Annotated in this window: 8 protein-coding genes and 2 rRNA genes; 9 read left to right on the top strand and 1 reads right to left on the bottom strand. The window is 41.5% G+C overall.

All coding sequences use genetic code 11. The features are described from left to right. The first annotated feature begins 49 nt into the window (after nucleotides 1-49). A 23S ribosomal RNA gene (locus tag OGI71_RS18810) occupies nucleotides 50-2,931 on the top strand. Between the two features lie 146 nt (nucleotides 2,932-3,077). Beyond that, nucleotides 3,078-3,189 (top strand): 5S ribosomal RNA (gene rrf, locus OGI71_RS18805). Nucleotides 3,190-3,904: 715 nt separating this feature from the next. On the opposite strand, the gene OGI71_RS18800 is transcribed toward rrf, so the two are convergent. Beyond that, entirely contained in the window at nucleotides 3,905-6,025 is a 2,121-nt protein-coding gene (locus OGI71_RS18800) for a hybrid sensor histidine kinase/response regulator (protein ID WP_282251019.1), read from the bottom strand. A gap of 259 nt (nucleotides 6,026-6,284) precedes the next feature. Here OGI71_RS18800 and OGI71_RS18795 point away from each other — a divergent pair, with 259 nt between their 5' ends. From OGI71_RS18795 to OGI71_RS18765, 7 genes are all read left to right on the top strand, one after another. Beyond that, entirely contained in the window at nucleotides 6,285-8,297 is a 2,013-nt protein-coding gene (locus tag OGI71_RS18795) for a beta-N-acetylhexosaminidase (RefSeq protein ID WP_282251018.1), read from the top strand. A gap of 354 nt (nucleotides 8,298-8,651) precedes the next feature. Continuing rightward, nucleotides 8,652-11,957 carry a TonB-dependent receptor gene (locus OGI71_RS18790; protein WP_282251017.1) on the top strand — a complete coding sequence of 1,102 codons (3,306 nt, stop codon included), beginning with the start codon at nucleotides 8,652-8,654 and terminating at the stop codon, nucleotides 11,955-11,957. A 9-nt stretch (nucleotides 11,958-11,966) separates the two neighbouring features. Further along, on the top strand, nucleotides 11,967-13,739 hold the full coding sequence (locus OGI71_RS18785) for a RagB/SusD family nutrient uptake outer membrane protein (RefSeq protein WP_282251016.1): 1,773 nt from the start codon (nucleotides 11,967-11,969) through the stop codon (nucleotides 13,737-13,739). A gap of 660 nt (nucleotides 13,740-14,399) precedes the next feature. Next, nucleotides 14,400-17,333 carry a SusC/RagA family TonB-linked outer membrane protein gene (locus tag OGI71_RS18780; protein ID WP_282251014.1) on the top strand — a complete coding sequence of 978 codons (2,934 nt, stop codon included), beginning with the start codon at nucleotides 14,400-14,402 and terminating at the stop codon, nucleotides 17,331-17,333. A 13-nt stretch (nucleotides 17,334-17,346) separates the two neighbouring features. Beyond that, complete coding sequence (locus OGI71_RS18775; protein WP_282251012.1) at nucleotides 17,347-18,876, top strand: RagB/SusD family nutrient uptake outer membrane protein; 1,530 nt, start codon at nucleotides 17,347-17,349, stop codon at nucleotides 18,874-18,876. A gap of 14 nt (nucleotides 18,877-18,890) precedes the next feature. After that, a complete protein-coding gene (locus OGI71_RS18770) occupies nucleotides 18,891-19,562 on the top strand; it encodes a hypothetical protein (protein WP_282251011.1) in 672 nt (223 codons plus the stop codon). 1 nt (nucleotide 19,563) lies between these two features. Next, nucleotides 19,564-20,607 (top strand): DUF5007 domain-containing protein, encoded by a 1,044-nt coding sequence (locus OGI71_RS18765; protein ID WP_282251010.1) that lies wholly within the window; start codon nucleotides 19,564-19,566, stop codon nucleotides 20,605-20,607. The last annotated feature ends 17 nt before the right edge of the window (nucleotides 20,608-20,624 follow it).

The raw sequence follows: 20,624 nt of genomic DNA, 5'->3' as shown, positions 1-20,624 counted from the left end.
GGTATATATATCACAAGCAGCCGCATAGTAGCAAAAGGCTATGCCGGTGAAGAAAGTAAATAAGGGCACACGGGGGATGCCTAGGCTCTCAGAGGCGAAGAAGGACGTGATAAGCTGCGATAAGCTTTGGGGATTGGCAAATGCGACTTGATCCAGAGATTTCCGAATGGGGCAACCTGACTATTTGAAGAATAGTCGTATAATACGCGAACGCGCTGAACTGAAACATCTAAGTAGGCGTAGGAGAAGAAAATAACAATGATTTCCCAAGTAGTGGCGAGCGAACGGGAAAGAGCCCAAACCGATTATGTTACGGCATAGTCGGGGTTGTAGGACCACGATATTGTACAATGCTATGAACTGGAAGCAGGTGGGAAACTGCGCGATAAGGGTGAGAGCCCCGTACAGGTAAAGAATATTGGCATAGTGGTATCCTGAGTACCGCGGGACCGGAGAAATCCTGTGGGAATCCACCAGCACCATCTGGTAAGGCTAAATACTCCTGAGAGACCGATAGTGAACCAGTACCGTGAGGGAAAGGTGAAAAGAACCCCGAACAGGGGAGTGAAAAGAACCTGAAACCGTGTGCTTACAAGCGGTTGGAGCAGACAAGTTCTGTGACAGCGTGCCTTTTGCATAATGAGCCTACGAGTTACTCTTGTCTGGCAAGGTTAAGTCCTTCAGGGACGCAGCCGAAGCGAAAGCGAGTCTTAATAGGGCGCATAGTCAGATGAGGTAGACGCGAAACCTTGTGATCTACCCTTGGGCAGGTTGAAGTTGCAGTAACATGTAATGGAGGACCGAACCGATAAACGTTGAAAAGTTTCCGGATGACCTGAGGGTAGGGGTGAAAGGCCAATCAAACTGGGAAATAGCTCGTACTCCCCGAAATGTTTTTAGGAACAGCGTCGGCATCGAGTTTAATAGAGGTAGAGCTACCGATTGGGTGCGGGGGAGTCAAATCCTACCAAATCCAGACGAACTCCGAATGCTATTAAATATGGCCGGCAGTGAGGCTTTGGGTGCTAAGGTCCAAGGCCGAGAGGGAAAGAACCCAGACCATCAGCTAAGGTCCCCAAATTCGTTCTAAGTTGAACTAACGAGGTCCGGTTGCCCAGACAGCTAGGATGTTGGCTTGGAAGCAGCCATTCATTTAAAGAGTGCGTAACAGCTCACTAGTCGAGCGGCCGGGCGTGGATAATAAACGGGCATCAAGAACGGTACCGAAGCTATGGATTTGCATTGAAAGATATGCATCTGGTAGGGGAGCATTCCATATGGGGCGAAGATATCTGGTAATGGGTGTTGGACCGTATGGAAAAGCAAATGTAGGCATAAGTAACGATAAGGCGGGTGGGAAACCCGCCCACCGAAAGACCAAGGTTTCCTGATCAACGTTAATCGGATCAGGGTCAGTCGGGACCTAAGGCGCACCCGAAGGGGGCAAGCCGATGGACAACTGGTTAATATTCCAGTACTCTTCATAACTGCGATGTGGTGACGGAGTAGTGACACTGCCGCGAACTGACGGAATAGTTCGTTGAAAGGCGTAGGTATAGGGACGGTAGGCAAATCCGCCGACCCTGCTGAACCCCAATAGTACAGCAAAGCTCCGGTGGCGCTGATAGAGCAGGTAAACAGACTTCCAAGAAAACCCGCTAAGCTTCAGGTTATGAAGACCCGTACCGCAAACCGACACAGGTGGTCGAGGAGAGAATCCTAAGGTGCTCGAGTGAGTCATGGCTAAGGAACTCGGCAAAATGGCCCTGTAACTTCGGGAGAAGGGGCGCTGTCTCGTAAGAGCAGCCGCAGTGAAAAGGCCCAGGCGACTGTTTAACAAAAACATATGGCTTTGCAAAATCGCAAGATGAGGTATAAGGCCTGACACCTGCCCGGTGCTGGAAGGTTAAGAGGGGATGTCATCGTAAGAGAAGCATTGAATCGAAGCCCCAGTAAACGGCGGCCGTAACTATAACGGTCCTAAGGTAGCGAAATTCCTTGTCGGGTAAGTTCCGACCTGCACGAATGGTGTAACGATCTGGGCGCTGTCTCAGCCATGAGCTCGGTGAAATTGTGGTATCGGTGAAGACGCCGATTACCCGCAACGGGACGGAAAGACCCCATGCACCTTCACTATAGCTTAACATTGAGATTGGGTACAGGATGTGTAGGATAGGCGGGAGATGTTGAAGCGGCTTCGCCAGGAGTCGTGGAATCAACCTTGAAATACCGCCCTTTCTGTATTCGGTTTCTAACTCCTTTATGAGGAGGACATTGTTTGGTGGGTAGTTTGACTGGGGTGGTCGCCTCCAAAAAGGTAACGGAGGCTTTCAAAGGTAAGCTCAGTACGCTTGGTAACCGTACGTGGAGTGCAATGGCATAAGCTTGCTTGACTGTGAGACCAACAAGTCGAACAGGGTCGAAAGACGGACATAGTGATCCGGTGGTTCTGTATGGAAGGGCCATCGCTCAAAGGATAAAAGGTACGCTGGGGATAACAGGCTGATCTCCCCCAAGAGCTCATATCGACGGGGAGGTTTGGCACCTCGATGTCGGCTCGTCACATCCTGGGGCTGGAGAAGGTCCCAAGGGTTGGGCTGTTCGCCCATTAAAGTGGCACGCGAGCTGGGTTCAGAACGTCGCGAGACAGTTCGGTCCCTATCTGTTGTGGGCGTTGGAAGTTTGAGTGGATCTGACCTTAGTACGAGAGGACCGGGTTGGACAGACCTCTGGTGAACCTGTTATGCCGCCAGGTGTACGGCAGGGTAGCTACGTCTGGAATAGATAAGCGCTGAAAGCATCTAAGTGCGAAACTAGCCACGAGATGAGACTTCCTTATAGGGTCGTAGGAGATGACTACGTTGATAGGCCATAGGTGTAAAGGTTGAGAGACCAAAGCCAAGTGGTACTAATAGCCCGAAGCTTTCTCAAGCAGACAGACACTGTTGTCTTCCTCTTTAATTTTTGAATTAATCTTTCAATATATATGTCATTATGGTTTAAGCTATAAGATGGGTATAAACTTTCACATGAAAGTCTACATACTGCTATCTAAAACTTGATACTATACAAGATCTTTAGGTGCCTATATCGGCGGTGTCTACCTCTTCCCATTCCGAACAGAGCAGTCAAGCCCGCCAGAGCCGATGGTATTGCCGTAACAGGTGGGAGAGTAGGTCGGTGCCTTTTTTTACACGGAAGCCCTTGCTGGAAACAGTCAAGGGCTTCTTTCGTTTACAGACTTCCCAAAAGGTTCCAAAGAAAAGTGGTGCCGCCACAAAGCCACACAGAGATAAGTCTCCGAAGTTGTACTATAAAATACGGTTCTGCCGGGTACTGATCTAAAGTATTGCGCTATTATTCCGTTTATCTACTTTCCAGTGGCAATGACTCTGCAGCTATGGAGAAACTCTAATTTTACTACTTACAGGGGGAATTTCGTCTTGTTCTTTGTCTGGACAGGTCTGCTTAGTCGATTACGAATGTTGTAGCGGCTCAGTTTGTTCCCCCCATGCGGCGTTGTGTTGCGAAGAGATGCTGTAGTTTCCCAAGTGAGAGACGGGAAGCCAATCAAATACATATTCCGCGAACGAATGAAGGGGCAGAAGCCATCAAAGACCTAAGTTCTAAACATGATGTTGAAATTCTATTGGATTGTAAGCAGAAGGCCTGTCCAATATTTTATTACCATCCCGAGCACCCGAATAATATCTTAACGATTAACGGCAACCAAGCTGTAATGAAGTGCTTCAGGATTATGAATAATACGTAAGAAAAAGGGGCTGCAAGCGTTGCAGGCCCCTTTCCTTATTTTCTTGATGTAGATCTTATTTTGTATTGAAGCCGATAGGAACGGATGTTGGTTTTATGGGAAGATAATTGCAACAGCATCTAGCAATACGATCTAAGATGTTAAAATTTGTACGAATGTTGTTAGATTAAAAGGCTTGACCATGATCCCATCAAAATGATACATTTGCCCTTGAGGGGTCTGTACGGTTACCTGTGATTCATCTGATGTTAATGCAATTACTTTGTTGTTAGCGCCGTGGATAGTTGTGTTTCCTTTGACTAAATTCAAAATATCCCAGCCGCTAGGACCATTCATGTTGAGGTCAGTAATGACAATATCACTGGTATTATTTTGAAGATACTCCATCGCATGTGACGAATCTTGAAAAATCTGTACATCTTTGAACTGCTGCAGGGCCTGCTTAATAAATAAATTATTGATTGGGTTATCATCGATAACGACAATATGTGAATGTAGCGGTAGATTGTCCTGTGTAATAACTTGCGTCGGGCTTTTCTTTTCATCAGCAATTGGAACGACTAATGTAAACGTCGACCCTCTTCCTTGTTTACTTTGCACACTTAATGTTCCATTTAGCTGCTCAGCCATAAGTTTGGAAATATGTAATCCCAATCCAAAGCTATTTTTGGACCTGAGGTCAGTCATGTAATATTGTTCAAAAATATGTTCTTGATCTTTAACCGAAATACCTTTTCCAGTGTCACTGACCTGTACTTGCAACGTTTTTATTGCGTCCGAGTTGATAAATGCCTTTATCTCTATCTGTCCCTTGTCAGTATATTTAATAGCATTACTCAGGAGATTGGATACAATCTGACGCAAACGATATGCCCCGCTCTTGATTAAGGTGTCTGGTTCTATCGTAATATGGCTGATAAGCTTAAGACCTTTTTTATCAGCCTGACTTTGTTGCATTTTTATCAAATTGGCAAGCAAGTTCGCTGGTGAGAAATATTCTTCTTTAATTTCAAGCATACCTGATTCTAATTTGCCAAGATTGAGTATATCTTCAACAGTATCATTGATCACATGGATATCCTGTGTGATGGAATCCAATAATGCGGGATTAACACGATTGTTGGATGTGTTGTTCTTTAAGAGGTCAATGACGCTGACCAGCGAATTGACCGGTGTACGCACGTCGTGGCTCACATTAGCTAATATACTGGTTTTTTCTTTGGCAGTGCGCAGGGCGTAATCTCGCGCTGCTGTGATTTTACGTTCGTAAATGATGGTATTGTAATGATAGGATAGAATCAAAGTCACCATAATAATCATTAGGATGATTGAGGCAATAACCTGCTTTCCGAAAAAGGCAGAATTTTCCTTATACAATGTGAAATCCTGTATCTCGGCCGCCCGTAAGGACTCATCTTCTTGTGTTTTTATCTTGAGCAGAGCGGTACTGATTGTACTAAAAAGTGCATAATTTGATTGTAGGAGTTGTCTTTCTTTATCTTGGAGTTCGACGAAAGAACGACGGATTTTACTAAAATCTTGTTTATAGAACGATTCATTCTGTTCAATTAACGTCTGGATCTGGCTGTGAATTGCTTTAATCTGATTGACATTAAATTGTTGTTCAAGTTTGTTAGAAACTAAAGTGTCATTTTTTGCTTTGAAAATCCGTGTGAAAAGTTTTTCTTTTTTTCTGACAATTGTATCTTTTTTGCTTACAGTTAAGGAGGTATCCCGTAATATTCTACTAACAACTGAATCCGCATCTATCCGATTAGTCGTTGGGCGTAATGTTCGACTGGTTTTTGTCAAAAGAGAAAGGGAGTCTTTTGCCAGGAAAATCATATTGTCTACAGATTTCTTGATGCGTGCGAATTCATCAGAGAGATGAATGTTTTGTTCCAATGGTGTATTGGTTGAAAACGATATTCCTTTTTTGGAAGAAAGCGTAGAAAGGGAGTCAATATAAAAGCGGAGGCTATCTAAGTTTTTCGTATAGTTTGCCAAATTTTCGGTACTAAAATCTACCGTATATGACCGAAATGCGTTTCCTGCAGCGTTATAAGATGCAAATAGCTCATAAAATAAACTTGTCAATTGATTTTTGGAACTATAGGCTTTATTTAGACGAGCTTCAGTTTTTTGATATTCAATATATTGATAGGTAAATATCGAACCGATATACACTAAAGAAAGAATCAGAAAAGCAATTAAAACTGTCCTGAAAATAAATATTTTTCTATTATTTTTCACGTTGTTATTCTTTCAACCAATAAATTAATTACAGCCTCTTTGTTTAGTATGGAATTCAAATTTAAGACTTAAAAATGAAAGGTGTTGTTTATAACTGTCAATTAATCGCTACTTTTTAAAAAACTTACACAATCGTTTGATTGAAAAGGCGAGTCGATAGTACAATTTTTATTTTCTATTTTACAGATGGAAACCTAAAAGAGTCAAATAGTTGAGCCAAAATAATTCAGCTCCATTAAAATAACAAATTGTAAAACTGATGAAAAAACTGTTTATTTCAGCAATGTTGTCACTGATTACCTGGCAGGTAAGTAATGCGCAATCTATTGTAAATATTATTCCAAAACCACAGGAAATCACTTACGGGGAAGGTTTATTCCAATTAGATAAACAAACGACCATAAGTTTTAAAAATTGTAGCGTTAAAGATGTGGACTTGTTCATTCGGCAATTGCGGCAAGCAAGCCATTATCCAATGCTGGAAAAAAAGCAATCAAGCAATACGATCGAGTTTATTTTGGATAAAAAACTGGATCTGCCTAGTGATGAGGGGTATCAATTACATGTATCTGCTAAAAAGATAACGGTGAAAGCAAAGACAGCACATGGTCTTTTCAATGCCTCACAATCGTTGCGCCAACTCCTCCCCTTAGCAATAGAGACTAATACGAGTACAGTTCCTGAATCTACCTGGTCCATTCCTGCTGTGGCGATCAAAGATTATCCCCGATACCATTGGCGTGGATATATGAAAGATGTAAGTCGGACATTCTATGATGTAAACACGGTGAAGAAGTACCTGGATGCGATGGCTTTATATAAAATGAATATCTTTCATTGGCATTTGACGGATGACCAGGGGTGGCGTATCGAAATAAAGAAGTATCCAAAATTAACAGCAGAGAATGCGACTGTCTTCCACCGTACTGAAAAACAACCGGCTGAGCGTAGCGGTTTTTATACGCAGGAGCAAATAAAGGAGCTGGTTCAGTATGCTAAAGAGCGCAATATTACAATCGTTCCTGAAATCGACGTACCTGGGCACTCCTGGCCAACAATATTAGCCTATCCTGCATTGGGGGTGAACAAAAATTCTTACCCCAATCATATCTTTCCTTTCGTATCGTCCTGGGGTTATTGGGGTAACCAGTTTACACCAAATACACTTGATCCAACAAAAGAGACAACCTATCAATTTTTGGATAATGTGTTTACAGAGATTGCCGGTCTATTTCCAGGAAGCTATATTCATTTTGGGGGGGATGAGGTCCGTCATGATCTATGGGAAAAGGAACCACATGTGCAGGAGTTTATGAAGCAGCATCAGATTGCCGATGTCAAAGCATTGCAAAGCTATTTTGTACAACGTGTATCAGCTATCATTGTTCAGAAAGGGAAAAAGCCTATTGGTTGGAATGATATTTTAGCCGATGCTAAGAATCTTCCCAAAAGTACAGCTATCATGAGTTGGCTAGGAGAGGAGGCGATTAAGGAGGCGACCAAAGATGGATTTAAGGCTGTGGCAACACCCGCCTCGCATTTGTATTTCGATATTACGCAGACGGACCGCAATGATGGCACAATGACCGACCTGGCCTATCCGCAGATTAATTCTTTAAAGAGGGTCTATGACTTTGATCCATCAAATGGGCTGACAGCAATGGAGGATCAATTGGTGTTGGGGGTACAGGGTAATATGTGGTCGGCGATTGCGCAGGATATCAAAGATATGAATGTGCAGAATTTTCCACGCTTACTTGCCGTCGCTGAAATAGGTTGGGCTTCTAAGTCGAAGAAAGATTATGCGGAGTTTTGCCGTAGGCTGGATGCTAATCTTCCACGTTTGGATTCCATGCGGATTGATTACTATCATACTGGCGGTTATATCGCAGGTAGCTGGAAAAGTGAAGACATTAAAGAGGAGTATAGTACACTAACCTTTGATGTGACAAAAAAGATCTATGACAATGGGCGGGCACAAGCTGGTTTTTTCTTTTTAGAAGGTAAGAATTTTCTGGAGATAGACGCTGTCCAATTGCTGCAAGATGGTCGTATTATTGATGAGGATGGACATCATGCGCTTGCGGATAAATTTAGAGGAACGAATAAGATTAAACCTTTTTATTACAATTTCACGGTGAGAGATTATAATCCGAATGCGAAATACGAAATCAAGGCTCGTGTTAGAGGAGCTGGTGGAATAGATTCGAGGGGTAATTTTACATTTAATTTGTCACCAACTCTTCCTTTCAACAGAACGGAGAAAAGATAGTACATGCAATATATCTTTTTAACCACAAAAGCAGCTGCCCCGGTAGCTGCTTTTGTGGTTAAAAAGACCTCTTCTGTTGTCTAAATATTGCTCTTTTTAGTGCGACCAGCTCCTGCTGAATTCGCTGTTTTATAAAAACAATGGGTTAATTATTCTAATAACCTATCTGTGAAACATAAAAAAACAATCTAGTTTTCAGTTTCTTTTGTTCAATTTCATTTTTATTTTCAGATTCTTTTATTTAATTTCCTAGTAGAATCAACTATCTTTTGTGATTTTTTGACAAAAGATAAAATACCAATAAACCTTTAGTAATTGTTTGTAAACTATTATCTAAACACCTCCATCTTAATTATGAAAAAGAATTATCTTTTTTACAGCAAAGCCAGACCTTTAAGTCTTTTAGGTCTAAGTCTTTTATGCTCGTCCCCTAATTTAATTGCGAGCAATTTGAAATCGAAATTGAGTTATTTTCATGTCGAACAACAGCAAATTTCGGGTAATGTGAAGAATGAAAAGGGCGAACCGCTTGCGGGTGCTACGATTACCGTAAAAGGGAGCACGATCCAAGCGTCGACCGATGCCAATGGCAGCTTTTCCATTCGCGCCAAACAGGGCGATTTTTTGGTTATCAATTATCAAGGTTATGCGCGACAAGAGGTCGCAGTAAGTAGCGGAACGATCGCTGTGACGATGATTGGCAATACCGAGTCGTTGGAAGAGGTGGTTATCGTGGGTTATGGTAAGCAGAAAAAGGGAAATCTAACCGGGGCTGTCGCAGCGGTAAACTCTGAACAACTGAAAAATATCTCGCCATCCAATCTGTCCAATACCTTGGCAGGAAGGGCTGCTGGGGTTAATGTGACCAATACCTCAGGGATGGCCGGAGCTTCCTCTTCCTTACGTATCCGTGGAGCTGCTGTCGAACCGCTTTATGTGATTGATGGTGTGGTGCGCGACAAAGCGGCTTTTGACGCGCTGGAAGCAAATGAAGTAGATCAGATGAGTTTCTTAAAAGATGCCGGAACCGCCGCTGTATATGGTACGCGAGCAGGTAATGGCGTTGTATTAGTGACGACAAAAAAAGGGACTGCCCAGGCTCCGGTATTCAATGTGCAGAGCAATTATTCCTTCAGTGCACCAACACAGACTTTATTGGCCAATCTGACTACCGCTACGGATGAACTAATCTATCAGAATCGAGTTTCCCAATTCCGTTGGGAACAGGGGAGCAAGAATACCCCATGGGTGGCTCCAAATGGACAGCGCGAATTTGACTATTTTAAAGACAAAAATTATAATACCAATGATGTTATTTGGCGAAATCCTTTCAGCCATAGGCAGTCTATTGCTGTTAACGGTGGTGGCGACAAGATTACCTACTATGCCTTATTGAGCTATCGGAAAGAAAATGGATCTTATAAATCGCTGGATCACGAAAAATTTAATCTCCGGAGCAATATTTCAGCGAAAATTAGTGAAGCATTTAGCCTAGATTTTAACATCTCGGCCAACCAGACGAATTCCAATAGGTTTTTCTGGCCATTTAGTACATCCGCGAGTGATGATGATTTTGATGTTTCGGATTTCTACCGCGTTACTTTCAACTGGCCCAAGATGTATCCATTTTATCTGACCGCAGATGGGACGCCGAGCAATACTCCAACGGCTTATCCGGTTCAAACGCCAATGGGAAGCTGGCAGGCCTGGAATGTGATCGACCAGGTCATCGGTGACCGATATATCGATCGCAAAGTACGCCAGGTAAATCCAATCATGACCCTTAATTTAAAGTTGGATAAACTGCTAGAGGGGTTGTCAACAAAATTGGTGGGAAGTTACGTAGCGGAAGATTATATGCGTAAACGCTATATGAGTTTTCAAAAGAACTATACATTTACTTCGCTGAATCCTAATGGCAACCGTTTCATACCGGCCCCACCGTCAGAGGATAGGACAAATGTATTCACTTTTAGCCAGGCCCAACCTTTTATGGACTATAATCCACAGCGCAAATGGCAATATCAGGTGGACTGGTTCCTAAACTACAACCGCAAGTTTGGCAAACATACGGTGGATGGTCTGATTGTCTATGAGCAGTTTAAATCGGGGAATACCAATATTACGTCGCGGGCAGAAAATCCAATTATTCCATTGGATCAGATGTATATCTATCCGACAGACAGGAGCATGCGATCGACGGATGCTTTTGAATTAATGGACGCACGACGCGGAGTAATCGGTCGAGCGAACTATAACTATGCGGATAAGTATATAGCCGAGTTTTCTTTCCGTTACGACGGCTCGCCTTTATTCCCAAATGATAAGCGTTGGGGATTTTTCCCGTCTATGTCTCTTGGCTGGCGCATGTCGGATGAGAACTTCTTTTCGTCCATCAAGAATACAGTCAGTGATCTGAAACTACGAGCATCGTATGGAAGTTCGGGCAACTTTGTGGATGTGGAAGGCTATTCGATATTACCCTATTCGTATATGGAGAAATATAGCTCGATCATCACTTCACGAACAGGAAGCAGAACACCGGTGCCGGGATATATTTTTGGCGATAGCTATTACACCGGGGTAACGTACCTTGACAACCCAACTATGAATCTTACTTGGACAAAATCAAAGAGTTACAACGTAGGGGTAGACTTTGGTTTTGCTCACAATAAATTGACGGGTAGTTTAGATGGATTTATCCGGAAGGAGAGCGATATTCTCGGAACGCGGGGGATTAAGGTTCCTGATAATTATGGGAGAGGGTTGGCACCGGAAAATTATGCGGCGCGAAGCTTTAGAGGAGGAGAACTCTCGCTCAACTGGAATGACAGGGTTGGTGAAGTTTCTTACGGTTTGAATGCGAATATGGGATATGCAAAAGACCGATGGGATATTTTTGACGAGGAACCTTCCTACGCAGCAGGAGGACGGGAAAATTTTCGATCCAAGGTAGGGCGACCTGAAAATCGCATTATTGGTCTGGAAGCTTCGGGACTGGTCCGTACGCAGGCCGAAGCTGATGCGCTGAAGGGAAAGGGCTTTAAGACTTATGGACGTGACCCTTATCCGGGTATGATTCTGTATAAAGATATCCGTGGACAAAATTATTCTGACCAGCCAGACGGCATTATTGATGACAATGATATGCAGTTACTTTCGGAGAATAATACACCTCGCATTAATTATGGATTTGGATTTAATGCCAGTTGGAAAGGTTTCTATATCTCTGCTTTATTTCAAGGCGTATTGGCTTATGATCGTGTGATCAGCAATCAGGAAGGTGCAGGAATGCGGCAACATGGGGATACGTTTAGACCTTATTATCCTATCTGGACTTCGGATGTCTGGACCCCTGAGAATACAGAAGCTAAATACCCTCGGCCTGTAGGCTATAATTGGCAGGAATCCGGTGCCACCTCTTCAATATTCTGGATCCGAAATGGAGCTTATATGCGATTACGAGATTTAAATATTTCCTATACACTGCCACAGGCAATGATGGAAAAAATCAAAATGAAGGGTGTCAACATATTCTTAAATGGTACTAACCTGTTTGTTTTTTCACCGATGAAGGAATTCCATGATCCGGAGCAAAAAATGTACGATTCATATCCGGTGATGAAAACGTTCACATTGGGTCTTGATGTTAAATTTTAATTGATTTTAATGATGAAAAAGATATTTTATCCGCTAGTTGCCTTGTTGCTGACAACGGCTTCTTGCAAGAATGTATTGGATATTGAGGATCTCAACTCGGTAAATGAAGACAAGGTGTGGAATGATCCCAATCTTGTCAATGCTTATCTGGCTAATTTATATACCTTATTTGGAAACTGGAGCAGTGGCGCAGACAATAATTCGCAACAGCTTGCAGGGATTAACTTTCCTTTGAATGCGGTTACAGTCAATAATACGGCCTATAAGGCTTGGGACTATACAACCATGCGTAAGATCAATACCGCTATTCAGAAAGTGTCCGGAAGTACAGGATTAAATGATGCAACTAAGAAATCTATCTTAGGTCAGGCACTTTTTATGCGTGCTTATATGTATTTTAATATGGTCAAGCATCATGGTGGAGTACCCTATATCACAAAACCGCAGGATCTGGAGAGTGATGAATTGAAAGTGCCGCGAAACAGTACCAAAGAATGTTTTGATTTCATGGTAAAAGACCTGGATGAGGCGCTGACTTATTTGCCGATGACTATTGGGAAGGGGACAGCAGATTATGGACGTATTGATGGTAATTTCGCTCTGGCTTTTAAAGCTAAAGTATTATTGTATAAAGCATCGCCACAGTTTAATCCTTCCAATCCTTATGGGAATGCCTACTGGGCAGAAGCAAATGCGGTGAATAAAAAAGCCTATGAGCAGCTAAAGGCACAGGGGTATAGTCTGACTGCTGATTACGCCAATATTACATTAGTAGAGAAAGGTCCTGAGGTGGTCTTTGCTGTCATAAACTCCTATCCCAACAAGGTTGCTAACTGGGATAATGGGGTACGGCCGGGCTCCGAAAGCCGGGGAACTGCCAGTGCTGTCCCAACCTGGGATTTTGTGAAAGAATTTCCGATGAAAGATGGTAAATTATATACAGATCCAACGGGTAAATACCATAAAACGGATGAACAGTTTCTACAAAGCTATTGGGAGAACCGCGATCCTCGTTTTGACAAATCCATTGTTTGGAACGGGAAGGTCTATGAGGTTTCGGCTAAAACAGGGAAAAGACAATATACCTCGCTGGGCATCGCGGATGCATTAGACAATTTTGGAGAAAACCCAAAAGCTGGAACAACCTCCTCGAATAGAGACCGGTATACAGGCTTTTTTATTTTGAAGAATTCAAAACTCTCTTTAAGACAAACACAGGTGGAGACCCAATATGATGTGGATTTTGTGCTCATGCGCTATGCGGAGGTACTATTGAATTATGCTGAAACAGCAAATGAAACAGGGGACCTGACTACGGCAATGACCCTCTTAAGACAGATCCGGATGCGTGCAGGTATTGAACCGGGGGGAGATAATAGCTATGGTATCGCTGCCGATAATAAAGCAGATATGCGGGAAGCTTTATTGGCGGAAAGAAATATTGAGTTCTGCTTCGAAGGGCACCGTTTTTGGGATTTACGTCGCCTGCGTAAGCTTGCTGTCCTTAACAATAAAACCAAGCAGGGAGTAGAAGCTATTGCGATCAATGCAAACGGAACCGATATGGATCTAAAGGCGGCTGCAGACTTGGCCAAAAATTATCAACTGAAAGAAAATCAGTTTAAGTACAATGTATTGCAGGTGCCTAGTACCGGAAATAAAATCAATCTGGTGCCAGATACCTATTATTTTTTCCCGATTGCTCAATCTGTGATAGATAAGAATCCCAATATAAAACAAAATAAAGACTGGGGTGGAGAATTTAATCCGACAATAGAATAAATGTTTATTTCAAAGAGTTGTGATCTATATAAGTCAGGATAGCTCAGTGTCGGTAGACAGCTCTCCTGTATAGACACAACAATTTTGGTGTTAAAAAAGACCGGTGTTTGTTTAGCACCGGTTTTTTTTTTATGCTATTTTATTAATGATTGAAGTCACGTGATTGGTATTCGATACCAGCCTTTGAATCTTCTCTGCAAAGCATAAAATCATACGATAACAGCTGATGATCCAGTTAAATCAAGGAACGTTGTTTTGTTAAAATTTCAGTTTTGATTTAATCTTTTTTTAAAAAATCATATTTCTAATATTCTATAATAGAAATAAAAAATATATGTACAACATAATCCATGTTTTATTTACTATTGTATGTTATTTATGTTTCCTTGCATGTTATTTGATTATTTTTAAAGAAAAAACATTTCTTTAAACTTGCGTTGTGACGAACTTTTATGAATTCAATACCAATGCAATCGTTTGTGTGAATTACGCAATCGATTTCGTTTATGTCGGCATCATCTACCTATGCTAATAATTCATAGTATTGTCATGTACTATCAATTATTGCCGCCCAAAAGCAGCGAACTTTTTATTTGCCGACACGAACGCTATAAGCCGTTGTGTGCCAATTTTTAAATTTAAGCCTAAGACAAAAATCGAATGAGAAGACTATTTTGTTTTTTATTTCTTTTTCCGATTTTCCAGAAAACCCAAGCACATACTTGGCTCGACTGGAGAGCTCAAAAAGACACCTCCGAGATAAGCGAGGTTGATCAACAGCTTTTACGGGGAAGACTTAAGACATTGCTCAAAAAACAAGGTGTGAGGGATAGCCTCAATACGAGCAATATTGAAACGCTGCCTTTGGTGAGCATTGCCCAAATGCTAAAAGGACAGATTGCTGGACTCTACGTTCAAGAAGCAACTGGCGAACCTGGAGCTCCTAAAAATATGGTGCTTAGAGGTCTCGGAAGTCCCCTTTTTGAAACCAAAGATGCGGTCAATGTCCAACCGACAGTTTATGTCAATGGTGTACCAATTGCCCGGGATAACAATTTTACCTACTCAATTCAGCAATATCAATTTAATCGGATAGGTCCGGCAACGGATAATTTTGCCGGAATTGACCTATCTGTTGTTGAGTCAATTGAGGTAATCAAGGATCCGATCGTGCTGGCTAAGTTGGGACCACTTGCAGCAAATGGCGCAATTTGGATTTTGACCAAGCCAGGAAAGGAGGGGAGAAGAGAAATTAGTTTTGATGCTTATGTTGGTTTAGCTACAAAACCTACTGTGACACCTGTAAACGCACAATATGAAAACTTATTCCGCTCTACTTTTTACAATAAATATGGCACAGCAGGCGACCGTTTGAATTATCCCGGCTATCTCAGTGATTCAACCAATGTAAATTATTATGGTCCAGCAAATTGGAATGAAGAATACTACAAAGTAACACCTATTTACGGTGGGAATTTGGGTATTCGAGGCGGTGGTGACCGAGCGAATTTTGCATTTATGGGCGGCTATATGAAAAATGCGAGCTCTGCAGATAAAACCAATATAGAACGGTATAATGCATTGTTCAATGTAAATATGGCACCATTTAAGTGGTTTAATTTTGGGACAACTGTTAACGCTAGCAGAAGCCTTCGTGATCGGAATAGAAGTTTAAGAGATCGTTTTGGAGAAGCAGCCTATGTTCCGGATTTGTCCATTCCAATCTCGCCGAATAAGGAGATGTATGGTCAATATTTAGATATTTATAAGAGAGCGTTGGACAATAACTCCGTCAATATGCTTAACCTGTTGGTTAATCTCGATCTTTACTTATTGCCGAACCTTAAGTTTAACACAAATCTAGGTATTGATTATTCTGAGGGGTCCAGACAGGCATTTTTTCCGGGGTCTTTGATGGAGACAAACAACTACATGTCAGGATATTTTGGATTTAATGAGCGACTAACTTTTAATAATAGCTTAGACTACAATTTTACACTGCAGCAACAACATAAGTTTAATTTTATCTTGGGATCAAACTATACCCAAGATCTTTACAGGTATCATTATGCCCGTGCGTATGACGGCCCGAATGACTTTATTAAAGTCAATGTCGTTAACGGCGATCCAAACTCTGGCGATTATCTGAAACCGATTGGCGGTTTGTATGTCAACCGATGGACAAATCGGGAGGATTTTAGACTTCATTCCTTCTTTTTGTCGGGTATGTACAGCTGGAAAGACAAATTGGATGTCAATGCAGTGCTCCGTTATGATGGTTCTTCGACGATGCAACCTGATTCGCGTTGGTTGATGACTCCAGCATTTTCAGCAAAATATCATTTGATCAATCCTGAGGAACATGCAATGATGGATAACCTCAATATCAAAGCATCATGGGCCCGGATCGGAAAACCTATTTTTACAAGTAAATATGCCGTAGGTCCCAATTATACAGCTGATTTAAACTGGGGTTCTGAGAAGTCTCTTGTATCATACAATGGTTTTGCCGTTGCATCACGTCCTTATTCTGAAGGCTGGGTTGGTTATGATATAAAATGGCCTTATACAGATCACGCCGAAATAATTCTAGATGGTTCCATGCTTGACAAGCGTCTGAATTTTGCAATTGCAGCTTACCAAAAGAAGGATGTCAATCAACTGGCAAATATGCCTATACCTGCTGAGTATGGTTATTCTGGGCAAATTGTCAATGGTATGACAGTACAAAATAGAGGTATCGATCTAGATTTAAATGTTAACGTACTATCTAATCCTGAAGGATTACAATGGAATACGGCCTTAAATCTAAATTGGAATCAAAATAAGCTTACAGCTTTGCCAAATGGCAAACAGGAGCTAAAAATTAACAATCGTTTATTGCGTGTTGGGGAAGCAGTGGATAAATTCTGGCTCTACGAAAATGAAGGAATTTATAACGCAGAAACAGAAATTCCAGTGAGAAATGGCCAAAAAATGCAATTTGATGGTGTTGATTTCGCCGCAGGAGACCCGATTTGGAAAGATCAGAATGGTGATTTTAAAATTGATGATAAAGATCGTGTACTCAAGGGAAATGCGATGCCTAAACTAGTTGGCGGATTCAACAACCAATTCAAATTTAAAGGCTTTGATCTGAATATGCAGTGGTACTTTGCGATTGGCAAGAAAGCACTTAATCAACGCGCATCTACGAAATACGATTTTATAAATACGGAAAACACAAACTCTTTGGATGGCATTCGAGAAGTTTTTCATTGGCAGCAGGATGTAGATATTACGAAATATCCAACTTATAATCCATGGAGTCCAATAGTCGCTTATCGCGTGGATCAGGATCTCTTTTTGGAAAATGCTTCTTTTCTAAAATTGCGTGCGCTGAGTGTAGGTTATGATTTAGCTCAACTGAATTCAATCAAGGATAAAATGAAAACAATACGTCGCGCGTATGTCTATTTGTCCGGTACAAATCTAGTGACGATAAGCAAATTTTCAGGAACTGATCCCGAATTAATTGATTTCAATGGGTATTATACAGGATACGGTCTGCCAATGTCCCCAATTGTGACTATGGGAATCAAATTGGATTTATAACGCAAATTATTGAATGATGTTTAAGATAAAGAAATATAATCAATGGGGGAAATACCTATTACTTGCGATGGGTATCTGTGTGTTGAGCACATCCTGTAATAAAAAACTTGATATTGTTGCCGTTAACGTTGGTTCAGAAGGTAAGGAATGGGCTTCAATTTCTGATACCCGGGCGCATCTTATGGGGATGTATGGTTTGATGAGAGCGGCAATGGTAGATAATTATGGGCATTGGGTCTATGGCGAGATGCGTTATGGGGATTTCAATTCCTACTCTCGTGCTGATCTTCGGGTTGTACAAGAAAATAAGTTGAAAGCAGCCTATCCCCTAATTAAAGGATTGACAGATTGGCGTCGCTTTTATGCGGTAATTAATGCCGCCTCACTATTTATCGAACGCGCACCGGAAGTATTATCAAAAGATAGCCGCTATACCGAACGCGATTTGAAATATGATATCGCTCAAGCACGTACGATTCGAGCATTGATGTACTTTTACATGGTGCGTATCTGGGGTGAGGTTCCTTTACTGAAGGATTCTTATGACAATGGCAGTTTTGTTGAGGTGGCTAAGGCTTCAGAGGCTACGGTATTAGCATTTGCAGAATCAGAGTTACTAAATGCTGCACAAGATTTACCTTATGTATATGCTTTAGGTACACAAAGTTACTATGGTGAAAGTTATGGGACTTGGGTAGGTGTATTAGTCAATAAAATCACTGCTTATTCTCTGCTGGCACATATTGCCGCATGGCAAGGTAAATATATCAATGCAGATGTATATTCCAAATTTGTCGTTGATAATTACTCAAAAACAAATTTATCACTTATAAGTGTGCCGAATTTGATCAATCCCACAACCGGCCTATTCGGACCAAGTACACAGGCACAGATTCTTGCTGTTCGAGCCTCATATGAATTAGGTGAAGCAACAAATACGGGACATATCGAATCATTGACTTTAGGGTATCCGATTGTGACCAAAGCTAAACCCGACATTTACGTGAACCGTGATACCATTAACAAAATTTTTGATGATGTTAATGATACCCGTTTCGGAATAGATTCTGTATCCGGACTGGTACGGACCAACTATTTCACAAATTATAATGGTGATATTCCAATTTTCAGTAAGATCAAAGTGATTCGTAATGGTTCTGGAGATTCGGATTTCTCCATATTCGGATCCAACCTTGTATTTACCCGACTGGAAGACATCTTTTTGCTCCAAGCCGAGGCAAAGGCTGTGCTAGGACAGAAAGATGAATCCATTAAATACCTAAATATGATTAAGGCGCAGCGCGGCTTAAAACCTTATATCAATAACTCGCCCAAGGATCTTCTGGAAGAAATCTTTTTGGAAAGACGACGCGAGTTGATGGGCGAGGGCTGGCGATGGTATGATCAGATCCGTTTGGCGAAGATTAAAAGGAACAATCCGCGATTAAACGCACTAATTGAAAATGGAGGTATTTATTGGCCAATCTCTTCCGATGTATTGGAACGTAATTCGAAACTGGAACAAAACTCTTACTGGAAATAAGCTAACAAATAACCATGATGAAAAGAATATGCTATGTTGGTATTTCCGTCTTGTTACTATTAATGGGACTTGCATCGTGCAAAAAAGGGAATACATACTATGAAGATTATCAGATAAAATACACCGAGTACAATGGTACGATGCTAGAGTTTCTGGAAGAACAGGGATCAGTTTATGATTCCTTGCTATTGGTATTGGAACGCGTACCAGACCTGCGGGCGAGGTTGAAAAATCCGAAAGACACGATTACTTTCTTTGCGATGACCAACAATAGTTTCACCAATGCCATTGACGCAATGAATGCCATTCGTGCAGCAGGAAACAGACCACATTTATTCCTGGAAGATATTCCACAACCGTTGATTGATACGTTGACTTACCATTATGCTTTCAATGGTATTCACGATACGGAGAGCCTGAAAGATTTTGTGGAGGGAAAAGAAATACGGAGTGTTGATGATTACCGGATGACCATGAAATATAAGGTGAGCTCTGCTTCAGGAATTATTGAAGGGGGGCAACAGCAAATTGTATTGAGTGATATGAATAACTCAATTTTTCAGCGCTATTGGCAGGAAAGTAACACTTCCGTCGTCAATATTCGGACAACAAATGGACGGTTACATATTCTGTCGCCCAGCCACAATTTTGGCTTTTCTAAACTGGCTAAATTCTTAAATAGATAACATGAACACAAAATCATATAACACGATCAAACAAGTTGTTCTATTCGGATTTGCATTGTTCGCTTTAACATCTTGTAAAAAATATATCCCCACGGATCAGGATTCTTTGGGAGAGGATGTGGTTTATAATACGACAGAATTTCAACCCGTTTTAGGGAGAAATACCTTTTATGACAATATCGTCAATATCGGACAAAATACTTCACAGCCTTTAACCTTTAAAATTGTGAACGCTCGGGATATTGACGGGCAACCAACAACGCTATTTGATGATAAATTTCCTGTCAAGATTTGGAAAGAGGCTTATACGGGTTTTGAGAAATCAATAGCGGAAATCGAAGCGAAACGAAAAATTGAATACCGTCCGATCCTTGAAATCTTGCAGAAATCGGGGAATATCAATTTTTGGGGAGAATCGGGAAATTCCGGATTTGTCAAGGCTCAACCGGATTCTGGGTATGTTTTTGATGTCGAATTAACCAATACAGGTGGAAGACGCTATTTACGGAATTTTAAACTGAAGCCACTACGTGAACGGCCCTATGAGCCCAGTATAATTGATCCAATAACCGGTCTATCGCCAATACCATATACGTTTATAACAAAGATGTCAAGCAATATGAGGGGAGACAGAACGGATCGGGCAATGTTCAATTCAGATATCAGAGTTTATTTCAACAAATTGGAGAATAATGTAGCAGGGACCAAGACCCTTACTATCAGTTTCTTGGATTCATTGAACAATCCCATAGATCCCAAGAAATTCTCGGCAACGAAATGGGAAGGATTGGTACATGGCTTTAATCATCGCTTTGAGAACAACAAAGTTGTGTATGATGTGGCCTACCCAATTCCCTTGTCAGCAATTGGAACACCTTACACAAATATAACTGGGGAGAACGCTTACATTGAATTCAAATTTCGACGCAAAGGTGATTTTGGTTTCTTGGAGGACAATTACTTTGGATTGGAGTTTTCCATTTTTGAGGAGGGAAATTGGGAAATTCAATTTCGTTTTCCTTATGAGTTACCAAAATTTGACTGATCAAGTGCCGATTAATT

Origin of the sequence: Sphingobacterium sp. ML3W, assembly GCF_029542085.1 — a bacterium.
Lineage (GTDB): Bacteria > Bacteroidota > Bacteroidia > Sphingobacteriales > Sphingobacteriaceae > Sphingobacterium.
This window is presented reverse-complemented; position numbering and strand designations above follow the sequence as displayed.